Genomic DNA, 19,917 nt, shown 5'->3' with positions numbered 1-19,917 from the left:
TAGGGGGTTGCCTCAGAACCGCGGGTGGTCTCCGACCAGAGCGGCGCCGCCCTGTTCCGACTTCGTGACCTCGCCGAGCACCCACGACGGCACGTGGCGCGCGGTCAGCACGGCCAGCGCGCGGTCGACGTCCTCCGGCGCGACGACGGCGACCATGCCGACGCCCATGTTGAACGCCTTCTCCATCTCCTCGCGCTCCACCCGGCCGCGCTGGGCGATGAGCTGGAACACCGGGGCGGGCGTCCAGGTGCCGCGGTCGAGCTTCGCGTGCAGGCCCTCGGGCAGCACGCGGGCCAGGTTCGCGGCCAGGCCACCACCGGTGATGTGGGAGAACCCGCGGACCTCGGTCTCGGCGATCAGCGCGAGGCAGTCCTTGGCGTAGATCTTGGTCGGCTCCAGCAGCTCCTCGCCGAGGGTCCGGCCGAACTCCTCGACGTGGCCCTCGAGCGGCATGCGGGCGATCTCCAGCAGCACGTGCCGGGCCAGCGAGTAGCCGTTGGAGTGCAGGCCGGACGAGCCCATCGCGATCACGACGTCACCGTCGCGCACCCGGTCGGGACCGAGCAGCTTGGACTGCTCGACCACGCCGACGCCGGTGCCGGAGATGTCGTAGTCGTCGTCGCCCATCAGGCCGGGGTGCTCCGCGGTCTCGCCGCCGAGCAGCGCGCAGCCCGCCTGGACACAACCCTCGGCGATGCCCTTGACCAGCGCCGCGATCTTGTCCGGCACGACCTTGCCGACCGCGATGTAGTCCTGCACGAACAACGGCTCGGCGCCGCACACGACCAGGTCGTCCACGATCATGGCGACCAGGTCGATGCCGACGGTGTCGTGCTTGTCGAGCGCCTGCGCGACCGCGATCTTGGTGCCGACGCCGTCCGTGGAGGACGCGAGGACCGGCTCCTTCCAGCGGTCGAGCTTGAGCTGGAACAGCCCGGCGAACCCGCCGATGCCACCGAGCACCTCTGGCCGATGCGCCTTGGCCGCCCACGGCTTGAGCTTCTCCACCGCCTCGTCACCTGCGGCGATACTGACTCCGGCGGAGGCGTAGGTGGCCTTGGCGCTGTCGGTCACGTCAACTTCTTCCACTTGTTCTGGGAGGCTCTGGGACGTACCCGGAAATCAAGGACGTCGGAGTGCGTCCTCGGCACCATAGCCGTTGGGCAGCACGGGAGTGGCCGAGCCCGCCACGCCCTTGAGCCCCTCCAGCAGGTGCTTGCCGATGAGCGCGTCCGCCGGCAGCTCGATCGGGTACTCGCCGTCGAAGCACGCCGAGCACAGCCGCGTCTTGGGCTGCTCGGTGGCCGCCACCAGCTGCTCCAGCGACACGTACCCGAGCGAGTCGGCACCGACCGACCGGCGGATGCCGTCGTCGTCCAGGCCGTTGGCGATCAGCTCGGCCCGCGAGGCGAAGTCGATGCCGTAGAAGCACGGCCACTTGACGGGCGGCGACGCGATCCGGACGTGGACCTCGAGCGCACCGGCCTCGCGCAGCATGCGGACGAGCGCGCGCTGGGTGTTGCCGCGCACGATCGAGTCGTCCACGACGACCAGCCGCTTGCCGCGGATGACGTCGCGCAGCGGGTTCAGCTTCAGCCGGATGCCCAGCTGGCGGATGGTCTGCGAGGGCTGGATGAACGTCCGGCCGACGTAGGCGTTCTTGACCAGGCCCGACCCGTACGGGATGCCGCTGGCCTGCGCGTACCCGATGGCGGCCGGCGTACCGGACTCCGGCACCGGGATCACCAGGTCCGCCTCGACCGGGTGCTCCTTGGCGAGCCGGCGGCCGATCTCGACGCGGGTGGCGTGCACGCTGCGCCCGGAGATCGTCGTGTCCGGACGCGCCAGGTAGACGTACTCGAAGATGCAGCCCTTGGGCTCGGGGTTCGCGAACCGGGACGACCGCAGGCCGTCACCGTCGATCGCGATCAGCTCACCGGGCTCGACCTCGCGCACGAAGCTCGCACCGACGATGTCCAGCGCGGCGGTCTCGCTCGCGACGACCCAGCCGCGCTCCAGCCGCCCCAGCACCAGCGGCCGGACCCCGTGCGGGTCCCGCGCCGCGTAGAGCGTGCCCTCGTCGGAGAACACCAGGCAGAACGCACCGCGGACGGTCGGCAGCAGCTCCAGGGCCGCCTGCTCGATGCCCTTGTCCGCCGCCGCGTGCGCGAGCAGCGCGGTGAGGATGTCCGAGTCGGTGGTGGCGCCGTTGCGGCCGGTCAGCCCCAGCTCCTGCGCCTTCTCCCTGAGCTCGGCGGTGTTCACCAGGTTGCCGTTGTGCCCGAGGCTCAGCCCCGACCCGGCGGCGGTGGTGCGGAACGTGGGCTGCGCGTTCTCCCAGGTCGTGGACCCGGTGGTGGAGTAACGGCAGTGCCCGACGGCCACGTGGCCCTTGAGCGACTGCAGGACCTGCTCGTCGAACACCTGGCTGACGAGCCCGAGGTCCTTGAAGACGACGACCTGCGACCCGTCACCGACGGAGATGCCCGCCGCCTCCTGGCCGCGGTGCTGCAGGGCGTAGAGGCCGTAGTAGGTCATCTTCGAAACGTCTTCGCCAGGAGCCCAGACGCCAAAGACGCCGCACTCCTCACGGGGTTCCGATTCGGGCTGGGAATGGTCGGCGACCACCGAGTTGGCTCCCTCACGACGGGGCTGGCTGCTACCCGAGTGTATGTGGAGCAGGGGCCTGTTCACCCCCATCGCACCCCTGTTGAGGTGACGAAACTCATGCCTTCGGCACCCCGCGGGCTCGTTTTGCAGCGACTTCGCCGGACGACACCCCGATCGTGTGGTTCCGGGTCAGGCCTTCCTGCATCCGCTCAGCTCGGTGCCCTTCTCCCAGGACGCGAACGGGCTTCCCTTCTTCTGGGTGCCCGTGCACACCACCTCGTCGCCCACGGCCGCGTCACCGCTGACGTTGCCCGGCACCAGGAACTTGGGGGTCAGGCCGTCCTGCCACAGCAGCCCCTCGGGGGCGTCACCCACCAGCTCGAGCTGGAAGAACTCGGTGGGGGTCGACTTGTCGATCGAGGCGATCTTGTAGCGCAGCTGGCCCTCCCAACTGGAGCCACCACACCCGGCCAGCAGCAGACAGCCCGCGAGCACCGCGGCGAGCTTGCGCATCAGTGCCCCCGTCCGACCTGCAGGACGTCCAGCACGTTCTGGTCGCCGGCCATGTCCTGCAGGTTCATCCGGTTCCACAGCCAGAAGTAGACGAGCTCGGCCTCACCGGTGAGCCGGGCGTCGCCCTCCTCGCCGGGAGCGGCCGCGCGGACGTCCGGCACCCCACCCGGCGTGAAGGAGATCAGCCACGACTCGGGCACGTCGGTGGGCCGGACCACGGCGGTCCCGGACAGCACGGACGGGGAGTCGCCGTCGAGCTTGGCGGCGACGATCGTGGTCAGCACCTCGTCGATGCCGTCGGCGCACAGGTCGGCGTCCGTGCCGACGAGCCCGCGGACGACCGTCTGGGCGTCGAACCGGCGCAGCACCGTCTCGTGCGCGATCCGGCGGTGCCAGACCCACGCGAGGTCGGGAGCGGACGGCGAGAAGGTCCACACCGGGCGGTTGCCGGGCACCGCGGTGAGGATCTCGTTCGCGGCGACCAGCTGGAGGTCGAGGTACTCGAGCGGGGACAGGCCGGTGGGCGCGGGCGGGGGCGCCATCGGGTTGCGGCTGCCGGTGCGCAGGTAGGCGGTGGAGGTCTCGAGGAACCGCGCCAGGTGGATGACCAGGTCCTGCACGGTCCAACCGGGCCTGGTGGGCACCTCGGCCGCCGGATCCGCGTCTGCCACTGCCTTGCGGAACATCTCCGCCTGTTCGATGAACACAGCGGTCCACCGCTGGGCCGTCCACCCTGTCTGCACCATGCGCGTCATCGTGCCCGAAACGGTCATCGCATGAGTGGGGAACCGGCCATGATGCTTCTGCGTCGCATGGATCGACGACCAACCAGGGGGTGGCGATGTTCGGCGTTGAGCCAGAGCTGCTGCGGACCGCGTCGAAGGAGTTCGGCAACGGCTCCGAGGCGGTGCGCGAGGCAGCGGAGATGATCTCGATGCTCCAGCTCGACGCCGGTGCGCTCGGCCAGGTCGATGCCGCGGCCGAGTTCGCGGACGCCCTGGCGAAGTTCGTCGGCACCCACTCGCAGGACCTCCAGCGCGGCTCGGCCTGGTTCACTGACGCCGCCGAGGGCCTGGTGTCCAACGCCGAGGCCTACCAGCGCACGGACGACGACCACGCGTCGTTCCTGACGAAGATCATGAACGGACTTGGGGGCGGCAAGTGAGCTACACGGATCCGGAGTCCCTGTACGGCAGGCTCGCCTCGGGAGACGTCAGCCGCATTGCCGCCGCCGCGGACCCGATCACCGGTGCGATCAGCGCCGTCGGGCGGGCGGGTGAGTCCGTCATCAACGGCGGCAAGACCGCGGTCAGCAGCTGGGTGGGTGACAGCGCCGCCAAGTTCACGGCTCGTGCGGAGCTGTCCTCGAACGCCACGAAGGCCGTCCGCGATCGCCTCGGCGCCGGTGTCGACATCGTGCAGGCCGCCTCCCGCGCCTACGGGCAGATGCGCGGCGCCGCCGACCAGGCGATCAGCGTGTGGCGCAGCCGGCCGCCGGGCCTCGACGAACAGCAGACGCGCCAGCTGGCCAACCAGGTCAACGCCGCCCTGGACCGGGTGAAGACCGGCTACGACAACGTCCTGCGCTCCTACGCCGGTGCGCTCACCAAGATCCCTCCAGGCTTCGAGGAGTCCGCGCGGACCGACGGCGGCTGGAGCCGGGCGGCCCAGCGCGCGGGCGGTGCGGGCGGACCGCTGCCCCCGGTGCCGCCGCCGGGAACCGACCCCAAGGCGGTCGCCGCCTGGTGGAACTCGCTCAGCGAGGACCAGAAGAAGGCGTTGCGGGACACGAAGTACCAGGAGCTCGGCCAGCTCCGCGGGTTGCCGGCGGAGGTCCTGGACGAGGCCAACCGCAAGCGGATCCCCGAGGACCAGGCGCGGTTCAAGCAGCAGCGCGAGCAGCTCGAGCAGCAGCTCGCCGACCGCGCGCGCGAGCTGGGTGTCGACCCGAAGTCGGCGGAGGGCCAGCGCGCGTTGCGCAACGACCCGCAGGGCTCTCAGCTGATGTCGCAGTACGACGAGGCGGCCCGGCGGGAGAAGAACTCCGGCGACGCGGTCAAGGCGTTGCAGGATGCCACAGCTCTGGGCCAGGCGAACGGCAAGCAGCCCTACGTCCTCTACTGGAGTCCGGACGGCGCCGGTGCCAAGGAAGGCGCTCTGGCGGTGTCGTACGGCAACCCGGACACCGCGAAGAACCTCGCCGTCTGCGTGCCCGGCACGACGTCGACGCTCACGTCCTTCAGCCAGAGCCAGGCCGCGCAGCTCAGCGCCGCGATGGGACCGGACGGCGCCGCGATCCAGTGGCTCGGCTACGACGCACCGGAGTTCGCGATCGGCCAGGTCAACGACCCGGCGCAGGCGCAGGAGGGCGCGGCGATCCTGGCGAAGGACGTCGAGGGCTACCGCACCGCCAACCCCGGCGCGCACGTGACGGTGATCGGTCACAGCTACGGCAGCACGGTGGTCGGGTACTCCGCCATGGACAACGGGCTCAAGGCCGACGACATCGCGTTCGTCGGCTCGCCGGGCGTCGGTGCCTCCAACGTCGACCAGCTCTCGGCCGGCCGCGGTCACGTGTACGTCGGCGGTACCGAGCACGACCCCGTGGTGCAGGGCACCAGTGGTGACTGGTTCACCAAGGACGGCTCGTCCACGGGTCCCTACGACTCGTCGTTCGGCGCGCAGACCTTTGGCACCGCCTCGGACGCCAAGGTCGACCACGCGCACTCGGCCTACTTCGACAAGAACTCCGAGTCGCTCGACAACCTCGCGAAGATCGCGACGGGTCGTGGCGACGAGATCAGCTCGCAACGCTGGCAGGACTCGCCGACGCCCGTCGAGGTGCCCGGTTCCGACCTGCCGGTGGCCGGGCCGATCATCGACTGGGGTGTGAACACCGGCAAGGAGGTCGCCGACATGGGCGAGGACCTCTGGACCGGTGGCGGCCGGGTCGTCGAGGACGTGTCGAACGGCAACTGGGGCGGCGCCGCCGGGCACGCCTGGGAGACCACCAAGGAGGTCGGCAGCGACGCGGTCGACGTCGTGGCGGACACCGTGGGCAACGCCGTGGAGCTGGGCCGGGACGTCGTCGAGGGTGGCGTCGGGATCGTGAAGGGCGTCGGCAGCACGATCGGGTCGTGGTTCTAGCAGCGGTTCTAGAAGCGCACGACCGGGAGTAGCGCGGAGAGGTCGGCTCGGGTGCCCGACGCGGTGACCCGGGCCGTGTCGACGGCGTCTGGCCAGGTCAGGGTGCCGGTGGCCAGTTCGAGCCAGGTGCGGGCGTCGGTTTCGACGACGTTCGGCGGGGTGCCGCGGGTGTGGCGGGGGCCCTCGACGCACTGCACCGCGGCGAACGGGGGGACGCGGACCTCGACGCTGCGGCCGGGGGCCACCTGTTCGAGGGTGCGCAGGCTCAGGCGCACGGCGGCGGCGAGGAGCGGGCGTTCTGGCTGGTCGGCGGTGCCGTGCAGCCAGGGCAGGACGGCTTCGACGGCGGCGCGCATCTCGGCCGGGTCGACGGGTTTGGCTGGCACGCGGGTCAGATTAGCGAAGTGCCGACCGGCGATTTGGAGCTGTTGGTATATCTGGACGGTGATCAGGAACTTCGCCGTCGTGGGTCCCCGGCCGGCGACGAGGGAGCGGCTGGCGGCGGCGCTGGCCGCGGCGCCGAACCTGTCCGTCTACCGGATCGGGCGGGGAGCGGACCCGTTGCCCGTGTCGGCGAGCTTCGACCCGGCCGACCAGGCGGGGTGCCGGAGTCTGCTGGACTGGTTCGAACGCGGTGCACCGTCGGGGGCGGTGTTGCTGGTCGACGACTGGGCGTTGTGCGCGGAGATGGATCCGGAGCTCGACCGGGCGGTGGAGTGGATCGCGGCCTTCGGGCCGGCGCGCGGGGTGCAGACCGTGGTGACGGCGCGGGGGTGGGACACGTTGCCCCGGCGGTTGCGCAGGCACCTGCACGGCGAGCCGACGGACTTCCTGGCGTTGCACGGGGTTTCCGCCGATCTGCACGACAAGTGGCAGCGCAGCGACTTCAAGACCGCCGTGGGCATGGATCAGCACGGCTGGCCTGTGTACCTCGACATCAGCGTGGAGGGACACGGCTACAGCGGCACGTATCTCGGCCCGTTTGAGCAGCGCTCCCAACGGTTGCAGAGCGCGCTCCTCGGCCTGATGGTCACGCATTCGCCGGCAGACCTGAACATCGCGTTCCTCGACATGCAGGACAACGACGTGTTCGGCGAGCTGCCGAACGCGGGCCACGCGACGTTCGAGCTGACCGGCCAGGACGACGACGAGTGGTTCGACCGCTTCACCGCGGGCCTGCACGGTGAGCTCAACCGCCGCCAGGAGCTGGTCCACCGGGTCGGCCGGTGCCGCAACAGCCTGGACTACCGGGCCAAGCGGGAGGCCGGCGCCGGCCTGGAACCGTTGCCGGACCTGCTGATCTGCGTCGACACCGCCGAGATCCTGATCGAGCGCGGCTACCAGAACGTGCTGGAGCCGCTGGTCAGGGCCGGGCGGATCCTCGGCATCCGGGTGCTGTTCTCCGGCGACGCCTTCCCGGCGCAGCTGGCGTTGCGGCTCCCGGAGTGGCCGCACGCCACGCCCGCGTTCGACCTCGCCGAGATGGCCGCGTCGCTGCCGCACGCGCTGGTGGGCGGCCCGCCCGCGCACGAGATCGTCCTGGCGCCCCTGCACACCACCGGCGACGAGACGACCCTGGACATGCTGCCGCCGGGCGCGATCGGCGTGCTCGACATGCCGTACGAGCAACGTCGTGGCGTGCTCGTCCCGGCGTTCACCGACGAGCTGCGGCACGGGGCGATCGTCGGCGGACCGGGCACCGGCAAGAGCACCACGTTGCGCACCCTCGCGACCGTGCTCGGCGACCTCAGCGGATTCCAGCTGCTCGACGGTCCCGGCGAACCCCTCGACCCGGACCGCCACATCGTCGTGACGGCCAGGTCGTGGGACCAGGTGCCGCCGTTCATCAAGGACAGCCTGGCGTTCGGCATCGAGTTCCGCCTCGACGACCCGAACACGTCGCTGGTCAGCGCGCGCGCAGCCGGCCGGGTGCCGGACAGGCCGGGGTTCGGCCTGTCCGTGCCCGACCAGATGCACGTGCAGATAGCGCTGCCGTAGCTACCGGCGCCGCAAGCGTTTCTGCGCGTCGTAGAGGTTGCGCGGCACCACGTCGGTCGTGCCGTACAGCTCCAGCCGCGAGTTCAACGGCCCGGTGAAGTCCGGCTTGTCGATCTGGCCGAAGTCGCGGACCTCGGAGATCGCGACCGTCGCGCTGCACGGTGCGACCTGGTCGATCCGGACGTTGCCGGCGCGCTGGTTGGTGACGGTGACGTTCCAGTGCGCGAACCTGGCCCCGTACAACGGGCCGGCGTCCGCGCTGCCGCCGTGCGCGCCGACGTTGTTGATGGTGATCTCGGTGCGCACGTTGCCGAACGGCAGACCGCGGTGCGTGTCGAACACGTCGTGGTCCATCCGGCCGCGCGTCCAGACGTTGCCGCAGGACAGGCCCTCGACGTTGAGCCCGTGGTTGCCGGCGCCCGCCTGGGACGGCTCGGACGGCGCCTCGATCACGAACCCGTCGGTGAGGTTGTCGTGCGACTGCTCACGGGTCGCGTAGGCGTGGTGGTGGCCGCGGCCGGAGACCCGCGTGTTCAGCAGTGAGATCCCCTTGGCGGACACCATGAGGAAGCCGTTGTCGACGTCGTGGACGTGCACGTCGTCGGCCCAGCAGTCCCAGGCGCACTGGAACGCCACACCGTTGTACCCCTTGTCCTGCAGGTGCTTCGGCGTCGGCACCTTGAACATCTCGATCTTGATGCCCTCGACGCCCGCACCGGTGATGACGGGTGCCGTGGTGGTGAGCCGCGGCTTCCACTCCGGCCGGATCTCCAGCGGCAACGGCTGCGCGAGCTTGACCCTGTTGCCGCGCACCCACTCCACCCGCACCGGCCACAGGAACGGGAAGTAGGACAACAACTTCGTCTTGTCGTCCCACCGGTACGACGTGGTGCCGGGGACGTCGCCGCACATGTGCTTGGGCAGCGAGTACTCGGAGTCGTCCAGCCGCAACAGAACCCGCTGACCCGCGCGCAACGATCGTCCATTCGCGACGGTCACGACGAACGCACCGCGCGCGGCGGAACCGGTGATCTCGGTCAGCACCGAACCCTGTTCCAGCTCGTTGCCCGTCCAGCCCTCGAACGGCCACTTCTTCGCCTGGATCGCGTCGATCAACGGCCGGTAGCGGTCGCGGTGGCAGACCCACACCAGACCACCCGCCCAGCTCCACGCCGAGTTCTCCGAGCCGTAGCGGCTGCGGTTGATGCCGACGATCTGCTCCAGCGACCGGGTCGCGTAGAACGTCGTCCTCGCACTGCCAGCACCGCGCAGCACGACGTTGTCGTAGCCGATGCGGATGATGTCGTCGATGCGGTAGCGGCCGGGCGGCACGAGCACGGTGCCACCACCGAGACGGCCGACGAACTCGACCGCCCTGTTGATCGCGGGTGCGGCGTCGGCGGAACCGTCGCGCCGGGCACCGAAGAACAGGACGTTGGCCAGCACGGGACGGCGTGGCGGGCGCTCACCGGTGCGGTGGCCGGCGTAGGCGACGTTGGGGATCTGCGGGTGGTCGTACGGGTTGGCAACGAACTCCTGCCACAGCGAGGCGGAGGACTCGGCAGCGGCTGCCGTCCCCGTCAACGCTGACGTCCCGACCACCGCAGCCCCTGTAGCCAGCAGGAACTGCCGTCTGTCGATGTTCATGTTCGCCGTCTCCAAGGGGTCTTGGCCACGGCGGCGGTGGTCAGATCAAACCAGACATCAGTCCGATGCGGAACGAACGGCTTCGGCGACCAGCTCGTCGACCTGGTGCATCAGCCGGCGGCCGTCGGTCGGCGTGAACGTGCTCCACGGCGGCTGGCCGTTCGAGGAACGACGTTGCTGCAGGTAGCGACCCTCTTCGGTGTCGAAGAACGAGATCACCCGGTCCGGCCGGCAGCGCTTGCCGTACTTGTCGCGGGCCGCGGCGCCGAAGTTCCCGGTCCGCACGACCCCGGTGAACATCGTGACGAGCGCCTTCGCGTCGTCCTCCCGCAGTCCGATGCCCCGGAAGGAGGCCTCCAGCGACTTCGGTGATCCGTCGGTCCGGCCGATCGCCTTCTCGACGTCCGCGCTCGGCAGCGTGACCGACAGCCCGGTGCCCGCGGGGTGCTGAGGCAGCACCGACAGCACCGCGGAGGCCAGGCCGGAGCCCGCCCACGGCTGGAACGTCAGCTGGTCGTCCCGCAACGTGGCCAGCGCGCCGTGGTCGCCGTTCGCGACGGCGAGGACTCGCAGGGCGTGGCCGAGCCAGAGGCGGCCGTCCGCCTCCCGCTCGGGCTTCACGAACATCCGCAGCAGGCCGTCCAGCTCGGACGACAGACCGCGCGAGTTGCCGAGGCGGCGGTGGTCCAGCTGCTGGTGGACGCGGTTCTCGAGCGCGATGCGCTCCTCCCGCGTCCTGCCAGGCGACGGAACCTTGAGCACGAGCGGCATGGGACCGACGTTCAGCCGCTCCCACACCACGTCGAACTCCTCGGCGGACAGGGTGATCGGCTCCCTCTCCGCCGGACCGCCGAACAAGCTCACTCCGACAGGCCCCCGATGACCGGGGGCGCGACCATGCGGTCGTCACCGAACACGTCGTCGGTCTCGACCAGGTAGTCGGCCGCCTTGTGCTCGATGTCGTCCTCGCCCTCGCCCCTGGCACCGGCACCGGCAGCGCCACCGGCGCCCATGCCGGCACCCGCGGCGCCACCCTTGCCCGCGACACCGGCACCGGCGCCCATGGCACCGCCGCGCATCGCGTCGGGACCGGCACCCGTGCCGGGCATCATGCCGCCGGCCTTCATGCCACCGGGCTGACCGGCGGCACCACCCTGACCAGGGCCGCCGAGCGAACCGGACATCGGACCGAACGGCTTGCCACCACCGACCTGACCACCGCGAACGCCACCGGTACCGCCGGGACCGCTGCGGCCACCACCGGGCACGCTCGTGGTCGTCGGACGGGTGAAGACAGGACCGGGACCGGGCGTCGGCGTGGGCTTCGGCTCCGGCGTCGGCAGGGTCGTCGGCGGGAGGTGGGTCGTGGGAGGCGGCGTCGTCGTGGTCGAAGGCGTCGTCCACGACGTGTGCGTGTTGTCGCCGGGCGGCGTCCACGTCGGCGTCGGCGTGCCCGTCGAGGTCGGCGGCGGGGTCCACGACGGCGTGGTCGTGCCCGTGTTGTTGCCCGCCGGCGAGTTCACGCTCGTCGAGGTGTAGCCCACGTGCTGGTTGTGCGTGCCCGTCTGGCCGGGCGGCGGCGTGTCGATGACGACCTGCGGCGGCTCCGGGAACTCACCCAGCGTCGAGGAGTTCCACCGGCTGTCGGACTGGTAGTCCTCCATGACCTTCACGGCCTGGGCGGCCGCGTTGTCCGCCGCGGCCTCCTGGCGCTCGTGGTCGCGCTGCTGGTCGATGACGTGCGCCAGACCGACGGGACCGGTCAGCGCGCCACCCGCGAAGTCGAGGAAGCCGGGCTTCTCGGCCGTGATCGGGACGACCTCCGGCATCTTCTTGCGCGCGTCGGCGATGAACTCGCCCTGCAGGCGCGCCGAGCTCTCCATCGTGGTGGCGCCCTGGTTCGCGAACCCGGCCCACTCCGCCAGCGGCGACAACGCGGCGGACGCGGCGTCGGCGGCGTCGGACTCCCAGTCCGCACCCATCTTGGACAGCGCGGTGTGCAGGTTCTCGTCGATCTGCGCGAGGGTTTCCGCGATGGTCTTCCAGCCCTGCTCCACCGGAATGGAGGCGGAGACGCCGGGTCCAGAGTTGATCATGTTGTACAGCTCGGGGTGCGCGTACCCCTGGAAGCGGTGGTCACTCATCGGTCAGTCCCCTCCTCTCAGTCCTGCAGGTGCTTTCCCCAGAGGGCGGTGTTGTCGCCCTCGACCATCCGGTACTGCTCCTCGATCTTCCTGAGCTGGTCGATCACGCCCAGGAGCTGCTTCTTGTAGAACGTCAGCGCGGTCAGGGCCTTCTCCGAGGTCTGCTCGTTGAAGGCCTTGGAGGTCTCGCTGCTGATCGGATCACCGGCCCACGGCCGGGTGGGCAGCTGGCTGGAAATGCGCTCGATCTTGGCCTCGAACTCGTCCAGCGCGTGCTCGAACGCGGCCCTCGCCTGGGGAATGGCGGACGGGTCCACCTTCAGCCTGCGTTGACCGAACTCCGGAGGCGACGAAGTACCCCCACCATCCGCGAGATGCACGGCACACCCTCCTCAGTACGGCCCTCAGGTTCGGAGCCGCGTGTGCATTTGGAACGACTTTAGCTCTGATGCATGACGCGGGTGACCGGTTCCCGGTAAAAGCGGAGTAGTTCTACTCACTTCGCCAGGACCGCGGCGACCCCGTCGGCCAGCGACTTCGCCCGTCCACAGGCACCGTCCACGGTGGAGTCGGTGCCCATCGACGGGTTCACGGCCGCCAGCAGTAGTTGCCCGTCGTGGGCGTCCACGTAAACGCGGCAGGCCTTGTCGTCTTTGGACTGGTAGGCCGGGTATCCGGCCGCGGTCGACGTGGTGATCTGCTCGCCGCCGGACCGCAGCTTGTCCACGCCACCGCTGAGGATCGTGTAGAGGCCGTACACGTACTTGCGGTCCTCGTAGCTCGCGCCGCACGCCTTCGACCCGTCGCCGTACTCGGCGAACGAGGAACCGGGCTCAACTGTGCGAATCGCGAGCGCCGCCTTCGTCTCCGGCGTGATCAGCGTGCACGGGTCGAGCGTCTTGAGGTCGACGGCCTTCGGCCTGTTCACCGGCGCGCTCTTCGAGGTGGAAGTTCCGGTCGGCGTCTGCCCTCCCGGGGTGGCGGTGCCCGGTTCGGTCGTCGCACACCCGGTCAGGGCCGCTGCCAGCAGGAACGGGACCACCACTCGAAGCATGACCGTCAACATATCGGATCGCTGAGCACGGAGTGTTGCGATTGAAGTGAGCCGAGTCACCCGTAAAGCGCATTGCCGGTGACCCACCGAAAAGGAAACCTTCTTTACGATACCCCGAAGCGCCGCCGCCCCGATGCGTCGAGGAGCGACATGCTGCGCAACCGACCACTACCGGCACTGGTCGTGGCGGCGGTGGGGCTGGCACTGCTGGTGCCCACCTCCGCCACCGCCGGTCCGGTGCCGGGCACGGGAGCGGCGCTGACCGTGGCCGCGCGTCCCGGCACCGCCTCCACCGTCCCCGACTGGCGCATGCAGAGCAGCGCCAGGGCGACCCAGGGCGGTGACGTGATCTCCGGGCCGGCCTATTCGGACACCGGCTGGCTGACCGTGCCGGCGCGGTCGACCGTCATGGCCGGTCTGGTCGCCAGCAACAGGTACCCCGACGTGCGGTACTCCGAGAACATGAAGCAGGTCGACGCAGGCGACTTCAGCGTCGGCTGGTGGTACCGCAAGACCTTCACCGCCGACCCGCAGCCGGGCGTGAACACGTTCCTGAAGCTCAAGGGCGGCATCATCTCCCGCGGCGAGATCTGGCTCAACGGCAGCAAGGTCGCCGGCACCGACGAGGTCGTCGGCGCCTACCCGACGCACGAGTTCGACGTGACCTCGTTGCTGCGCAAGGGCGACAACGCGCTGGCGATCAAGGCGTCGCCGTCCGACCCGCAGAACGACCTGCTGATCCACTTCATCGACTGGGCCCAGCTGCCGCCCGACCGCAACCAGGGCATCTTCCGCGACGTCACGTTCGAGCCGAGCGGTCCCGTGTCGCTGCGCGACCTGCGAGTCGACTCCGACCTGCCGTTGCCGGACCTGACCAGCGCCAAGATCACCACCAAGGTCGACGCGCGCAACAACACCGGTCAGGCCGTGACCACCGAGGTCACCGCCACCGTCGCCGGTCAGGTCCTCAAGCAGCAGGTGCGGCTCGACGCCGACCAGACCAAGACCATGACGTTCACCCAGGACCTGCGGAACCCGCAGGTGTGGTGGCCGTTCCAGATGGGCGCGCAGCCGCTCTACCAGGCCGTGCTCGCCGCGAACGTCGGCACCACCGCCTCCGACACCGCGAAGACGACCTTCGGCGTCCGCGAGGTCAGCTCCAGCATCCGCGGCACCGGACGGCAGTTCTCCGTCAACGGCAAGCCGTTCCTCGTCCGCGGCGGTGGCTGGGCGTCGGACCTGTTCCTGCGCACGGACCTGCGCTACATCGAGGACCAGCTCGACCTGGTGAAGACCATGGGCATGAACACCATCCGGCTGGAGGGCAAGCCGGAGAACGACGAGCTGTACGACATGGCGGACCGCAAGGGCATCATGCTGCTCACCGGCTGGGAGTGCTGCTCGAAGTGGGAGAAGTACGACTCGTTCGACGCCGAGGACGACCGGGTCGCCGGCGAGTCCGCGGAGAGCGAGGCCAAGCGCATCCGCAACCACCCCAGCATGATCGGTTTCATGATCGGCTCGGACGCGGCCCCCGGCGCGGGTCTGGAGAAGATCTACCTCGACGCGCTGAAGCGGGCCGAGTGGAACCTGCCGGTCATCTCGTCGGCGAAGAACATCGGCTCACCGCAGCTGGGCAACCCCGGCATGAAGATGGACGGCCCGTACTGGTGGGAGCCGCCGGTCTACTGGTTCTCCAAGCAGAAGGGCGGCGCGGCGGGGTTCGCCTCGGAGATCGGCCCCGGAGCGACGATCCCGGAGATGGACGAGCTGAAGAAGTTCCTGTCCACCGCTGAGATCAACAGGCTCGCGGACTACAACGCGACGCAGTACCACCTGTCGCCGTCGACGACGTTCAACAAGCTCTCGTTCTGGGGCACCGCGCTCGACAACCGCTACGGCAAGCCCTCGAACGTCGAAGACCTCGTCCGCAAGGCACAGCTCGCGAACTACGAGACGAACCGCGCGCAGTTCGAGGCGTTCGGCGACAACTTCAACGACGCGAACAACCCGTCCACCGGCGTCATCTACTGGATGCTCAACAACGCCTGGCCGACGCTCTACTGGCACCTGTACGACTACTACCTCGCCACCGCGGGGTCGTACTTCGGCGCCAAGGCGGGCTTGCGGCCGTTGCACGCGCAGTACTCCTACGACGACAAGTCGCTCGCGGTCATGAACACGAGCCTGCAGCCGGCGAACAATCACAAGCTGCAGATCACGCTGTTCAACCTCGACGGCACGCAGAAGGCCGACGAGACCCGCAACGTGACCGCGGCGGCCAACGGTCCGACCAAGGTCGGCACGCTGCCGCAGCCGTCGGGGCTCTCCACCACCTACTTCGTGCGCCTGCTGCTCAAGGACGCGGCCGGCAAGGTGGTGGACCGCAACGTCTACTGGCTCTCCACCAAGGCCGACACGCTGAACTACGGCGGTTCCACCTGGTACCACACGCCGCAGTCCGGCTACGCGGACCTGAAGGGCCTCAACACCTTGAAGCCGGGCACGGTCACCTCGACCGTGTCGACCGCGCCGATCGGTGACGACAGGCAGGCCACCACGGTGACGGTGAAGAACACCGGCAACACGGTGGCGTTCTTCGTGCGGGCGTCGTTGCGCAAGGGAGCCGGTGGTCCCGAGGTGCTGCCGACGCAGTGGAGCGACAACTACGTGACGTTGTGGCCGGGCGAGACCCTGACGCTCAAGGCCGAGTACCGGTCCTCGGCGCTCGGGTCCGCCCAGCCCGTCGTGGAGATCTCCGGCCACAACGTGGCGAAGAAGTCGGTCAGCTGAGGTACCGCTTCACCACCACGGCAGGTCGCTCGACCGGTTCGCCCCGGTCGAGCGACCACGCCAGCCGCACGTACTGCGCGTGCGTCCAGGCCAGCGGGGTCGCCGACTGCGTGCCCCGGCCGTTCCAGACCTGTTCGGGCAGCATGAGCCCGCTGTTCGCGGTCGCCGCGATCTCCCGCAACCGCTGGGCGGCACTCGCCTTGTCACCGGCCAGCAGCTCGTACTCACCGCGTTCGCCGCTCAGCAACGGCCACAACCGGCCGTACGTGCGCGTCGGCTCCGGCCAGTTGATGCCCCAAGGCCTGCCGTCGGCCGTCTCGCCGTAGCCGTCCTGCGTGAACCGGTGCCAGTAGCCCTGTTCCTTCAGCTGGGCGTCGACCACGGCCACGGTGTTGCGGATGACCGGGTCGTCCGCGCGCTTCACGCCCAGCCGCACCAGTTCCAGGAAGCTCGGGTCGACCACGGCCCGCTGGTCGATGTCGGTCGGGTTGTTGTCGCCGAGGTTGTACTTCGTGCCCTGGTCCGGCTTCCCGTCCTTGGTGACCCGCAGGTAGTACGGCTTGGGCGCGTACGGGCCGGTGTTCGTCGCCGTCCAGCCCTCGACCTGCCGCTGCCACGCGTCCGCGGCGGCGAGGTACCGGTCGGCGTTCTCCCCGTTGCGCTGCAACAGGTCCGCGAAGCACACCAGGCCCGCGACCACGGACGCGATCGTGGCCGGCGAGTAGCCGCTCTGGTTCTCCCACCGCTCCTGCTCGCTGAACGGCGAGTTCGGGTAGCTCAGCAGGTAGTCCGCCGAGCGCCGCAGCGAGTCCACAGTGGACTGGTCACGCCGGTCGAGGTGCCAGGCCAGCAACAGCGGTGCCGCGGTCTGGTCGAGCTGGACCTTCAGCCACACCGGGGTGCCGTCGACCCGCGTGTTCTGCGGCAGGTGCCCGTCCGGCTGTTGCTGCACGCGCAGCATGAAGTCCAGCGACCGCTCGGCGAACCCGCGGTCGCCGGCGGCGATCATGGCCGTGGACACGTGGTAGAGGTCGCGCGGCCACACGAGTGCGTACGGCCCGAGCTCCGGCGCCAGCTCCCGGTCGAACCCGAACGCCCACGGGAAGCTCGGCGACGCGATCGACGCACCGGGGTTGGTCTTGTCCTCGGTCGCCGCCAGCACCATCACCGACATGTCGTAGAGCCGCCGGTCCGCCGAGCGCGGCCGCTTCAGCCCGTCCAGGTACGCGTGCCAGCCCCGCGCGTACTCCCTCGCCACCGCACGGAAGTCGCGACCCAGCGCCGCGCGTGCGACACCGTCACCGAACTCGACGGCGAACGTGCCACGCGCGTGCCGCACGGGTTCGGTGGGCAGCGTGCTCTCCACGGTGCTCGTGCCCTTCATCGGCACGTGGTCGATCGTCAGCTTCATCGGCCGCTGGGCCCAGAACTCGACGTTCGCCAGCACGGCCGCGCGCTGCGGATCGGTGACGTAGGTGAGCACGGCGTGCCAGCCGTCACCGCGTAACCGTTGCCGGAACGTCAGCGACCGGTCGTCGGCGGGTTCGGTCCGCGCCTGCCCCGGCTTGCCGTTCACCAGTAGCCGGGTCTCGCGGGTCGCCGGTGTGCTCAGGTCGGGGTGGAAGATCTCGGACAGCCCCTGGTGGCCGAGCGTGAACCAGACCGGGCTGCCCCCTCTGGCCGTGCCGAACCCCTGTTTGTCCGCGGGGAGTGGCACGACCTCAGCGGCGTGGACGACCGGAGTCACCGCGACGAGCAGGAGCACGACGAGCGCCAGAATCCTCATGGCACTTCGAGTGCCCAGTCCTAAAGATCACCACGCAACAGGCTGTCGATGTCCTCGGGCGGACCGGGTCGCGCGAAGAACCAGCCCTGCCCGGTGTCACAGCCCAGCCGCAGCAACCGGGCGGCCTGAGCAGGCGTTTCGACACCCTCGGCGGTGACGCCCAACGACAGCGCGTGGGCCAACTGGACCAGCGTCGCCACGATCTGCGCGTCGACCGGGTCTTCCTCGTTCTCCGCCCGCAGCCCCTCCATGAACGAGCCGGCGATCTTCAGCTCGTGCACCGGCAGGTGCTTGAGGTAGGCGAGGTTCGAGTAGCCGGTGCCGAAGTCGTCGATCGCGATGCGCACACCCATGTCGCACAACGCCCGCAACGCCTCCAGCGGCTCGTCGGCGGTGCCCATGATCGCCGACTCGGTGAGCTCCAGCTGCAGGTGGTGCGGCGGCAGCGCGCACTCGTCGAGGATGCGCTTCACGTCCCGCACCAGCTCCGGGTCGCGCGACTGGCGCACGGCGAGGTTCACCGACACGAACGGCGCCGCGTCACCGAACTCCACCAGCCAGCGCCTGGCCTCCTCGCAGGCCTTGCGCAGCACCCACCGTCCCAACGGGACGATGAGGCCGGTCTCCTCGGCCAGCTCGATGAACCGGTCCGGCGCTAGCCGCCCGAACTCCGGGTGCTGCCAGCGCACCAGCGCCTCGACGCCGACGACCGTGGAGTCCTCCAGCCGCACCAGCGGCTGGTACTCGACGTAGAACTCGTCGCGTTCCAACGCACGCGGCATCGTGGCGGACAACGTGAAGCGGGCGACCTCGCGGGCGTTGCGCTCGGGGTCGTACAACGCCCAGCGCGCCTTGCCGTCCGCCTTCGCCCAGTACAGCGTGATGTCCGCGTCCCGCATCAGGTCGGCGGCCGTCGTGCCGGACAGCTGCCGCTCGACGATGCCGATCGACGCCGACACCGACAGCTCGTGCCCGCCGATCCGGATCGGCGCCTCCAGCTCGGTCAGCACCCGGTCGGCCACGTCGACGATGTCCTGCTCACCGGACGAGCCCTCGACCAGGATCACGAACTCGTCGCCGCCCATGCGCGCGACCAGCTTGCCCGCGCCGGACACCGAGTGGTCGAGCCTGCGCCCGACCTCGACCAGCAGCTGGTCGCCCGTGTCGTGGCCGAGCGAGTCGTTGATGACCTTGAAGCCGTCCAGGTCGAGGTAGCAGAGACCGGCCCGCAGGTGCTTGCCGCGGTTGTTGAACACGCGCCCGAGGCGTTCCAGGAACAGCGCCCGGTTCGGCAGCCCGGTCAGCGGGTCGTGCAACGCCTGGTAGCGCAGCCGGTTCTGCAGCAGGTGCCGGTCGGTGACGTCCTCGATCATCGCCACCTGGTACTGCGGCTCGCCGTGGTCGTCGCGCACCAGCGACAGCGTCAGGTGCGTCCACACCTGCTCGCCGTCGGCGCGGTGGAAGCGCTTCTCGGCCCGGTAGTGGTCGCACTCGCCCGCGATGAGCTGGTCGTAGAGCCGCCACACGCTGCCCGCGTCCTCGGGGTGCATCAGGTCGCGCACGTTGTACTGGCGCATCTCCTCGACGCTGAACCCGAGCATGTCCTGCAGGGCCTGGTTGACGTCCAGTATCCGGCCGTCGATGGCGGCGATGCCGATGCCGATCGCGGCCTCGGTGAACATGGCGCGGAACCGGGCCTCCGAGGCCCGCAGCGCCGCCTCCGCCTGGTCACGGGCGTCCAGCACGGCCGCCCTGATGGCCTCCTGCTCGGCGAGCGTGCGTTCCCGCAGCGCGCGGGCGTACCCCGCCGACAGGGCGCCCTGCAACGCCGCCAGCCGCGACTGCAGCCGCGCGTCGCCGGCCACGCCCAGCTCGGCCAGCAGGTCGTCGCCGAGCAGCTGGATCGTGCGGCCGAGGGTGTCGGTGCCGGTGAAGTGCGCGTCGACCAGGCGGGAGCCGATCTCGTAGCCGGGCGCCGTGCGGAACGGGCTCGCGTAGAGCGCCTCGACGAGCATCTCGGTCAGGTCCTGCAGGTGCTGGGCGACCTCGGCGCGGGTCATGGGGACGTAGCTGGAACCGATGACGGCCGTGGCCCAGCTGCGTGCGAACGCCTCGGCACCGGCCAGCACGGCCGGGTCCAAAGGAGAGCGGTCGTCACGCACCCGGTGGTCAACCCGTTCGGTCATCGCTTCGGCCCTAACGCCACGAACGCGCAGCATACGGGC

Annotated in this window: 16 protein-coding genes; 4 read left to right on the top strand and 12 right to left on the bottom strand. The window is 70.0% G+C overall.

Annotation, left to right across the window (positions count from 1 at the left end; translation table 11 throughout):
• Positions 1 to 12: 12 nt before the first annotated feature.
• The 4 genes from purM to BBK82_RS16000 all read right to left on the bottom strand — a co-directional run bounded on the left by purM (position 13) and on the right by BBK82_RS16000 (position 3,869).
• On the bottom strand, positions 13 to 1,074 hold the full coding sequence (gene purM, locus BBK82_RS16015) for a phosphoribosylformylglycinamidine cyclo-ligase (protein ID WP_065915734.1): 1,062 nt from the start codon (positions 1,072 to 1,074) through the stop codon (positions 13 to 15).
• A gap of 48 nt (positions 1,075 to 1,122) precedes the next feature.
• A complete protein-coding gene (gene purF / locus BBK82_RS16010; RefSeq protein WP_065915733.1) occupies positions 1,123 to 2,628 on the bottom strand; it encodes an amidophosphoribosyltransferase in 1,506 nt (501 codons plus the stop codon).
• Between the two features lie 171 nt (positions 2,629 to 2,799).
• Positions 2,800 to 3,123, bottom strand: coding sequence for a hypothetical protein (locus BBK82_RS16005; RefSeq protein WP_065915732.1), 324 nt, complete (start codon positions 3,121 to 3,123; stop codon positions 2,800 to 2,802).
• On the bottom strand, positions 3,123 to 3,869 hold the full coding sequence (locus BBK82_RS16000; protein ID WP_065915731.1) for a maleylpyruvate isomerase N-terminal domain-containing protein: 747 nt from the start codon (positions 3,867 to 3,869) through the stop codon (positions 3,123 to 3,125). The genes BBK82_RS16005 and BBK82_RS16000 overlap by 1 nt, the downstream gene beginning before the upstream one ends.
• Before the next feature lie 95 nt (positions 3,870 to 3,964).
• Between BBK82_RS16000 and BBK82_RS15995 the strand changes: the two genes are divergently transcribed.
• Positions 3,965 to 4,288 (top strand): type VII secretion target, encoded by a 324-nt coding sequence (locus BBK82_RS15995; RefSeq protein WP_065921107.1) that lies wholly within the window; start codon positions 3,965 to 3,967, stop codon positions 4,286 to 4,288.
• Entirely contained in the window at positions 4,285 to 6,270 is a 1,986-nt protein-coding gene (locus BBK82_RS15990) for an alpha/beta hydrolase (RefSeq protein ID WP_065915730.1), read from the top strand. The genes BBK82_RS15995 and BBK82_RS15990 overlap by 4 nt, the downstream gene beginning before the upstream one ends.
• An 8-nt stretch (positions 6,271 to 6,278) precedes the next feature.
• Here BBK82_RS15990 and BBK82_RS15985 read toward each other — a convergent pair whose 3' ends face one another.
• Positions 6,279 to 6,626 (bottom strand): sterol carrier family protein, encoded by a 348-nt coding sequence (locus BBK82_RS15985; protein ID WP_418287509.1) that lies wholly within the window; start codon positions 6,624 to 6,626, stop codon positions 6,279 to 6,281.
• Positions 6,627 to 6,714: 88 nt separating this feature from the next.
• Here BBK82_RS15985 and BBK82_RS15980 point away from each other — a divergent pair, with 88 nt between their 5' ends.
• A complete protein-coding gene (locus BBK82_RS15980) occupies positions 6,715 to 8,268 on the top strand; it encodes a type VII secretion protein EccC (protein WP_065915728.1) in 1,554 nt (517 codons plus the stop codon).
• On the opposite strand, the gene BBK82_RS15975 is transcribed toward BBK82_RS15980, so the two are convergent.
• The 5 genes from BBK82_RS15975 to BBK82_RS15955 form a co-directional block, all read right to left on the bottom strand.
• Positions 8,269 to 9,915, bottom strand: coding sequence for a glycosyl hydrolase family 28-related protein (locus tag BBK82_RS15975; RefSeq protein ID WP_154697343.1), 1,647 nt, complete (start codon positions 9,913 to 9,915; stop codon positions 8,269 to 8,271).
• Between the two features lie 57 nt (positions 9,916 to 9,972).
• Entirely contained in the window at positions 9,973 to 10,779 is an 807-nt protein-coding gene (locus BBK82_RS15970; protein ID WP_065915726.1) for an ESX secretion-associated protein EspG, read from the bottom strand.
• The gene (locus BBK82_RS15965) at positions 10,776 to 12,059 is read right to left on the bottom strand and encodes a PPE domain-containing protein (protein WP_065915725.1); all 1,284 of its coding nucleotides are present in this window, start codon (positions 12,057 to 12,059) and stop codon (positions 10,776 to 10,778) included. The genes BBK82_RS15970 and BBK82_RS15965 overlap by 4 nt, the downstream gene beginning before the upstream one ends.
• 17 nt (positions 12,060 to 12,076) lie before the next feature.
• Entirely contained in the window at positions 12,077 to 12,439 is a 363-nt protein-coding gene (locus tag BBK82_RS15960; RefSeq protein ID WP_065915724.1) for a hypothetical protein, read from the bottom strand.
• A gap of 116 nt (positions 12,440 to 12,555) precedes the next feature.
• Positions 12,556 to 13,113: a DUF3558 domain-containing protein gene (locus BBK82_RS15955; RefSeq protein WP_170067923.1), complete on the bottom strand. Its 558-nt coding sequence runs from the start codon at positions 13,111 to 13,113 to the stop codon at positions 12,556 to 12,558.
• 150 nt (positions 13,114 to 13,263) lie between these two features.
• Here BBK82_RS15955 and BBK82_RS15950 point away from each other — a divergent pair, with 150 nt between their 5' ends.
• Positions 13,264 to 15,906 (top strand): glycosyl hydrolase 2 galactose-binding domain-containing protein, encoded by a 2,643-nt coding sequence (locus BBK82_RS15950; protein ID WP_071812613.1) that lies wholly within the window; start codon positions 13,264 to 13,266, stop codon positions 15,904 to 15,906.
• Here the strand turns inward: BBK82_RS15950 and BBK82_RS15945 are convergent.
• Positions 15,899 to 17,692, bottom strand: coding sequence for a glycoside hydrolase family 15 protein (locus BBK82_RS15945; protein ID WP_065915722.1), 1,794 nt, complete (start codon positions 17,690 to 17,692; stop codon positions 15,899 to 15,901). The genes BBK82_RS15950 and BBK82_RS15945 overlap by 8 nt on opposite strands.
• Positions 17,693 to 17,712: 20 nt before the next feature.
• Positions 17,713 to 19,878 carry a putative bifunctional diguanylate cyclase/phosphodiesterase gene (locus BBK82_RS15940; RefSeq protein WP_179953780.1) on the bottom strand — a complete coding sequence of 722 codons (2,166 nt, stop codon included), beginning with the start codon at positions 19,876 to 19,878 and terminating at the stop codon, positions 17,713 to 17,715.
• Between the last annotated feature and the right edge of the window lie 39 nt (positions 19,879 to 19,917).

It is taken from the genome of Lentzea guizhouensis, from assembly GCF_001701025.1.
Classification (GTDB): domain Bacteria; phylum Actinomycetota; class Actinomycetes; order Mycobacteriales; family Pseudonocardiaceae; genus Lentzea; species Lentzea guizhouensis.
Note: the sequence above shows the minus strand (reverse complement) of the source record. Positions and strands in the feature narration are given on the sequence as shown.

Bases quoted from the DNA above. Each gene is read 5' to 3' on its own strand.
- BBK82_RS15955 (WP_170067923.1), bottom strand. From the start codon at position 13,113: ATGCTTCGAGTGGTGGTCCCGTTCCTGCTGGCAGCGGCCCTGACCGGG.
- BBK82_RS15950 (WP_071812613.1), top strand. From the start codon at position 13,264: ATGCTGCGCAACCGACCACTACCGGCACTGGTCGTGGCGGCGGTGGGG.
- BBK82_RS15965 (WP_065915725.1), bottom strand. From the start codon at position 12,059: ATGAGTGACCACCGCTTCCAGGGGTACGCGCACCCCGAGCTGTACAAC.
- BBK82_RS15975 (WP_154697343.1), bottom strand. From the start codon at position 9,915: ATGAACATCGACAGACGGCAGTTCCTGCTGGCTACAGGGGCTGCGGTG.
- BBK82_RS15995 (WP_065921107.1), top strand. From the start codon at position 3,965: ATGTTCGGCGTTGAGCCAGAGCTGCTGCGGACCGCGTCGAAGGAGTTC.
- BBK82_RS15945 (WP_065915722.1), bottom strand. From the start codon at position 17,692: ATGAGGATTCTGGCGCTCGTCGTGCTCCTGCTCGTCGCGGTGACTCCG.
- BBK82_RS15985 (WP_418287509.1), bottom strand. From the start codon at position 6,626: ATGCGCGCCGCCGTCGAAGCCGTCCTGCCCTGGCTGCACGGCACCGCC.
- BBK82_RS16000 (WP_065915731.1), bottom strand. From the start codon at position 3,869: ATGGTGCAGACAGGGTGGACGGCCCAGCGGTGGACCGCTGTGTTCATC.
- BBK82_RS15940 (WP_179953780.1), bottom strand. From the start codon at position 19,878: ATGACCGAACGGGTTGACCACCGGGTGCGTGACGACCGCTCTCCTTTG.
- BBK82_RS16005 (WP_065915732.1), bottom strand. From the start codon at position 3,123: ATGCGCAAGCTCGCCGCGGTGCTCGCGGGCTGTCTGCTGCTGGCCGGG.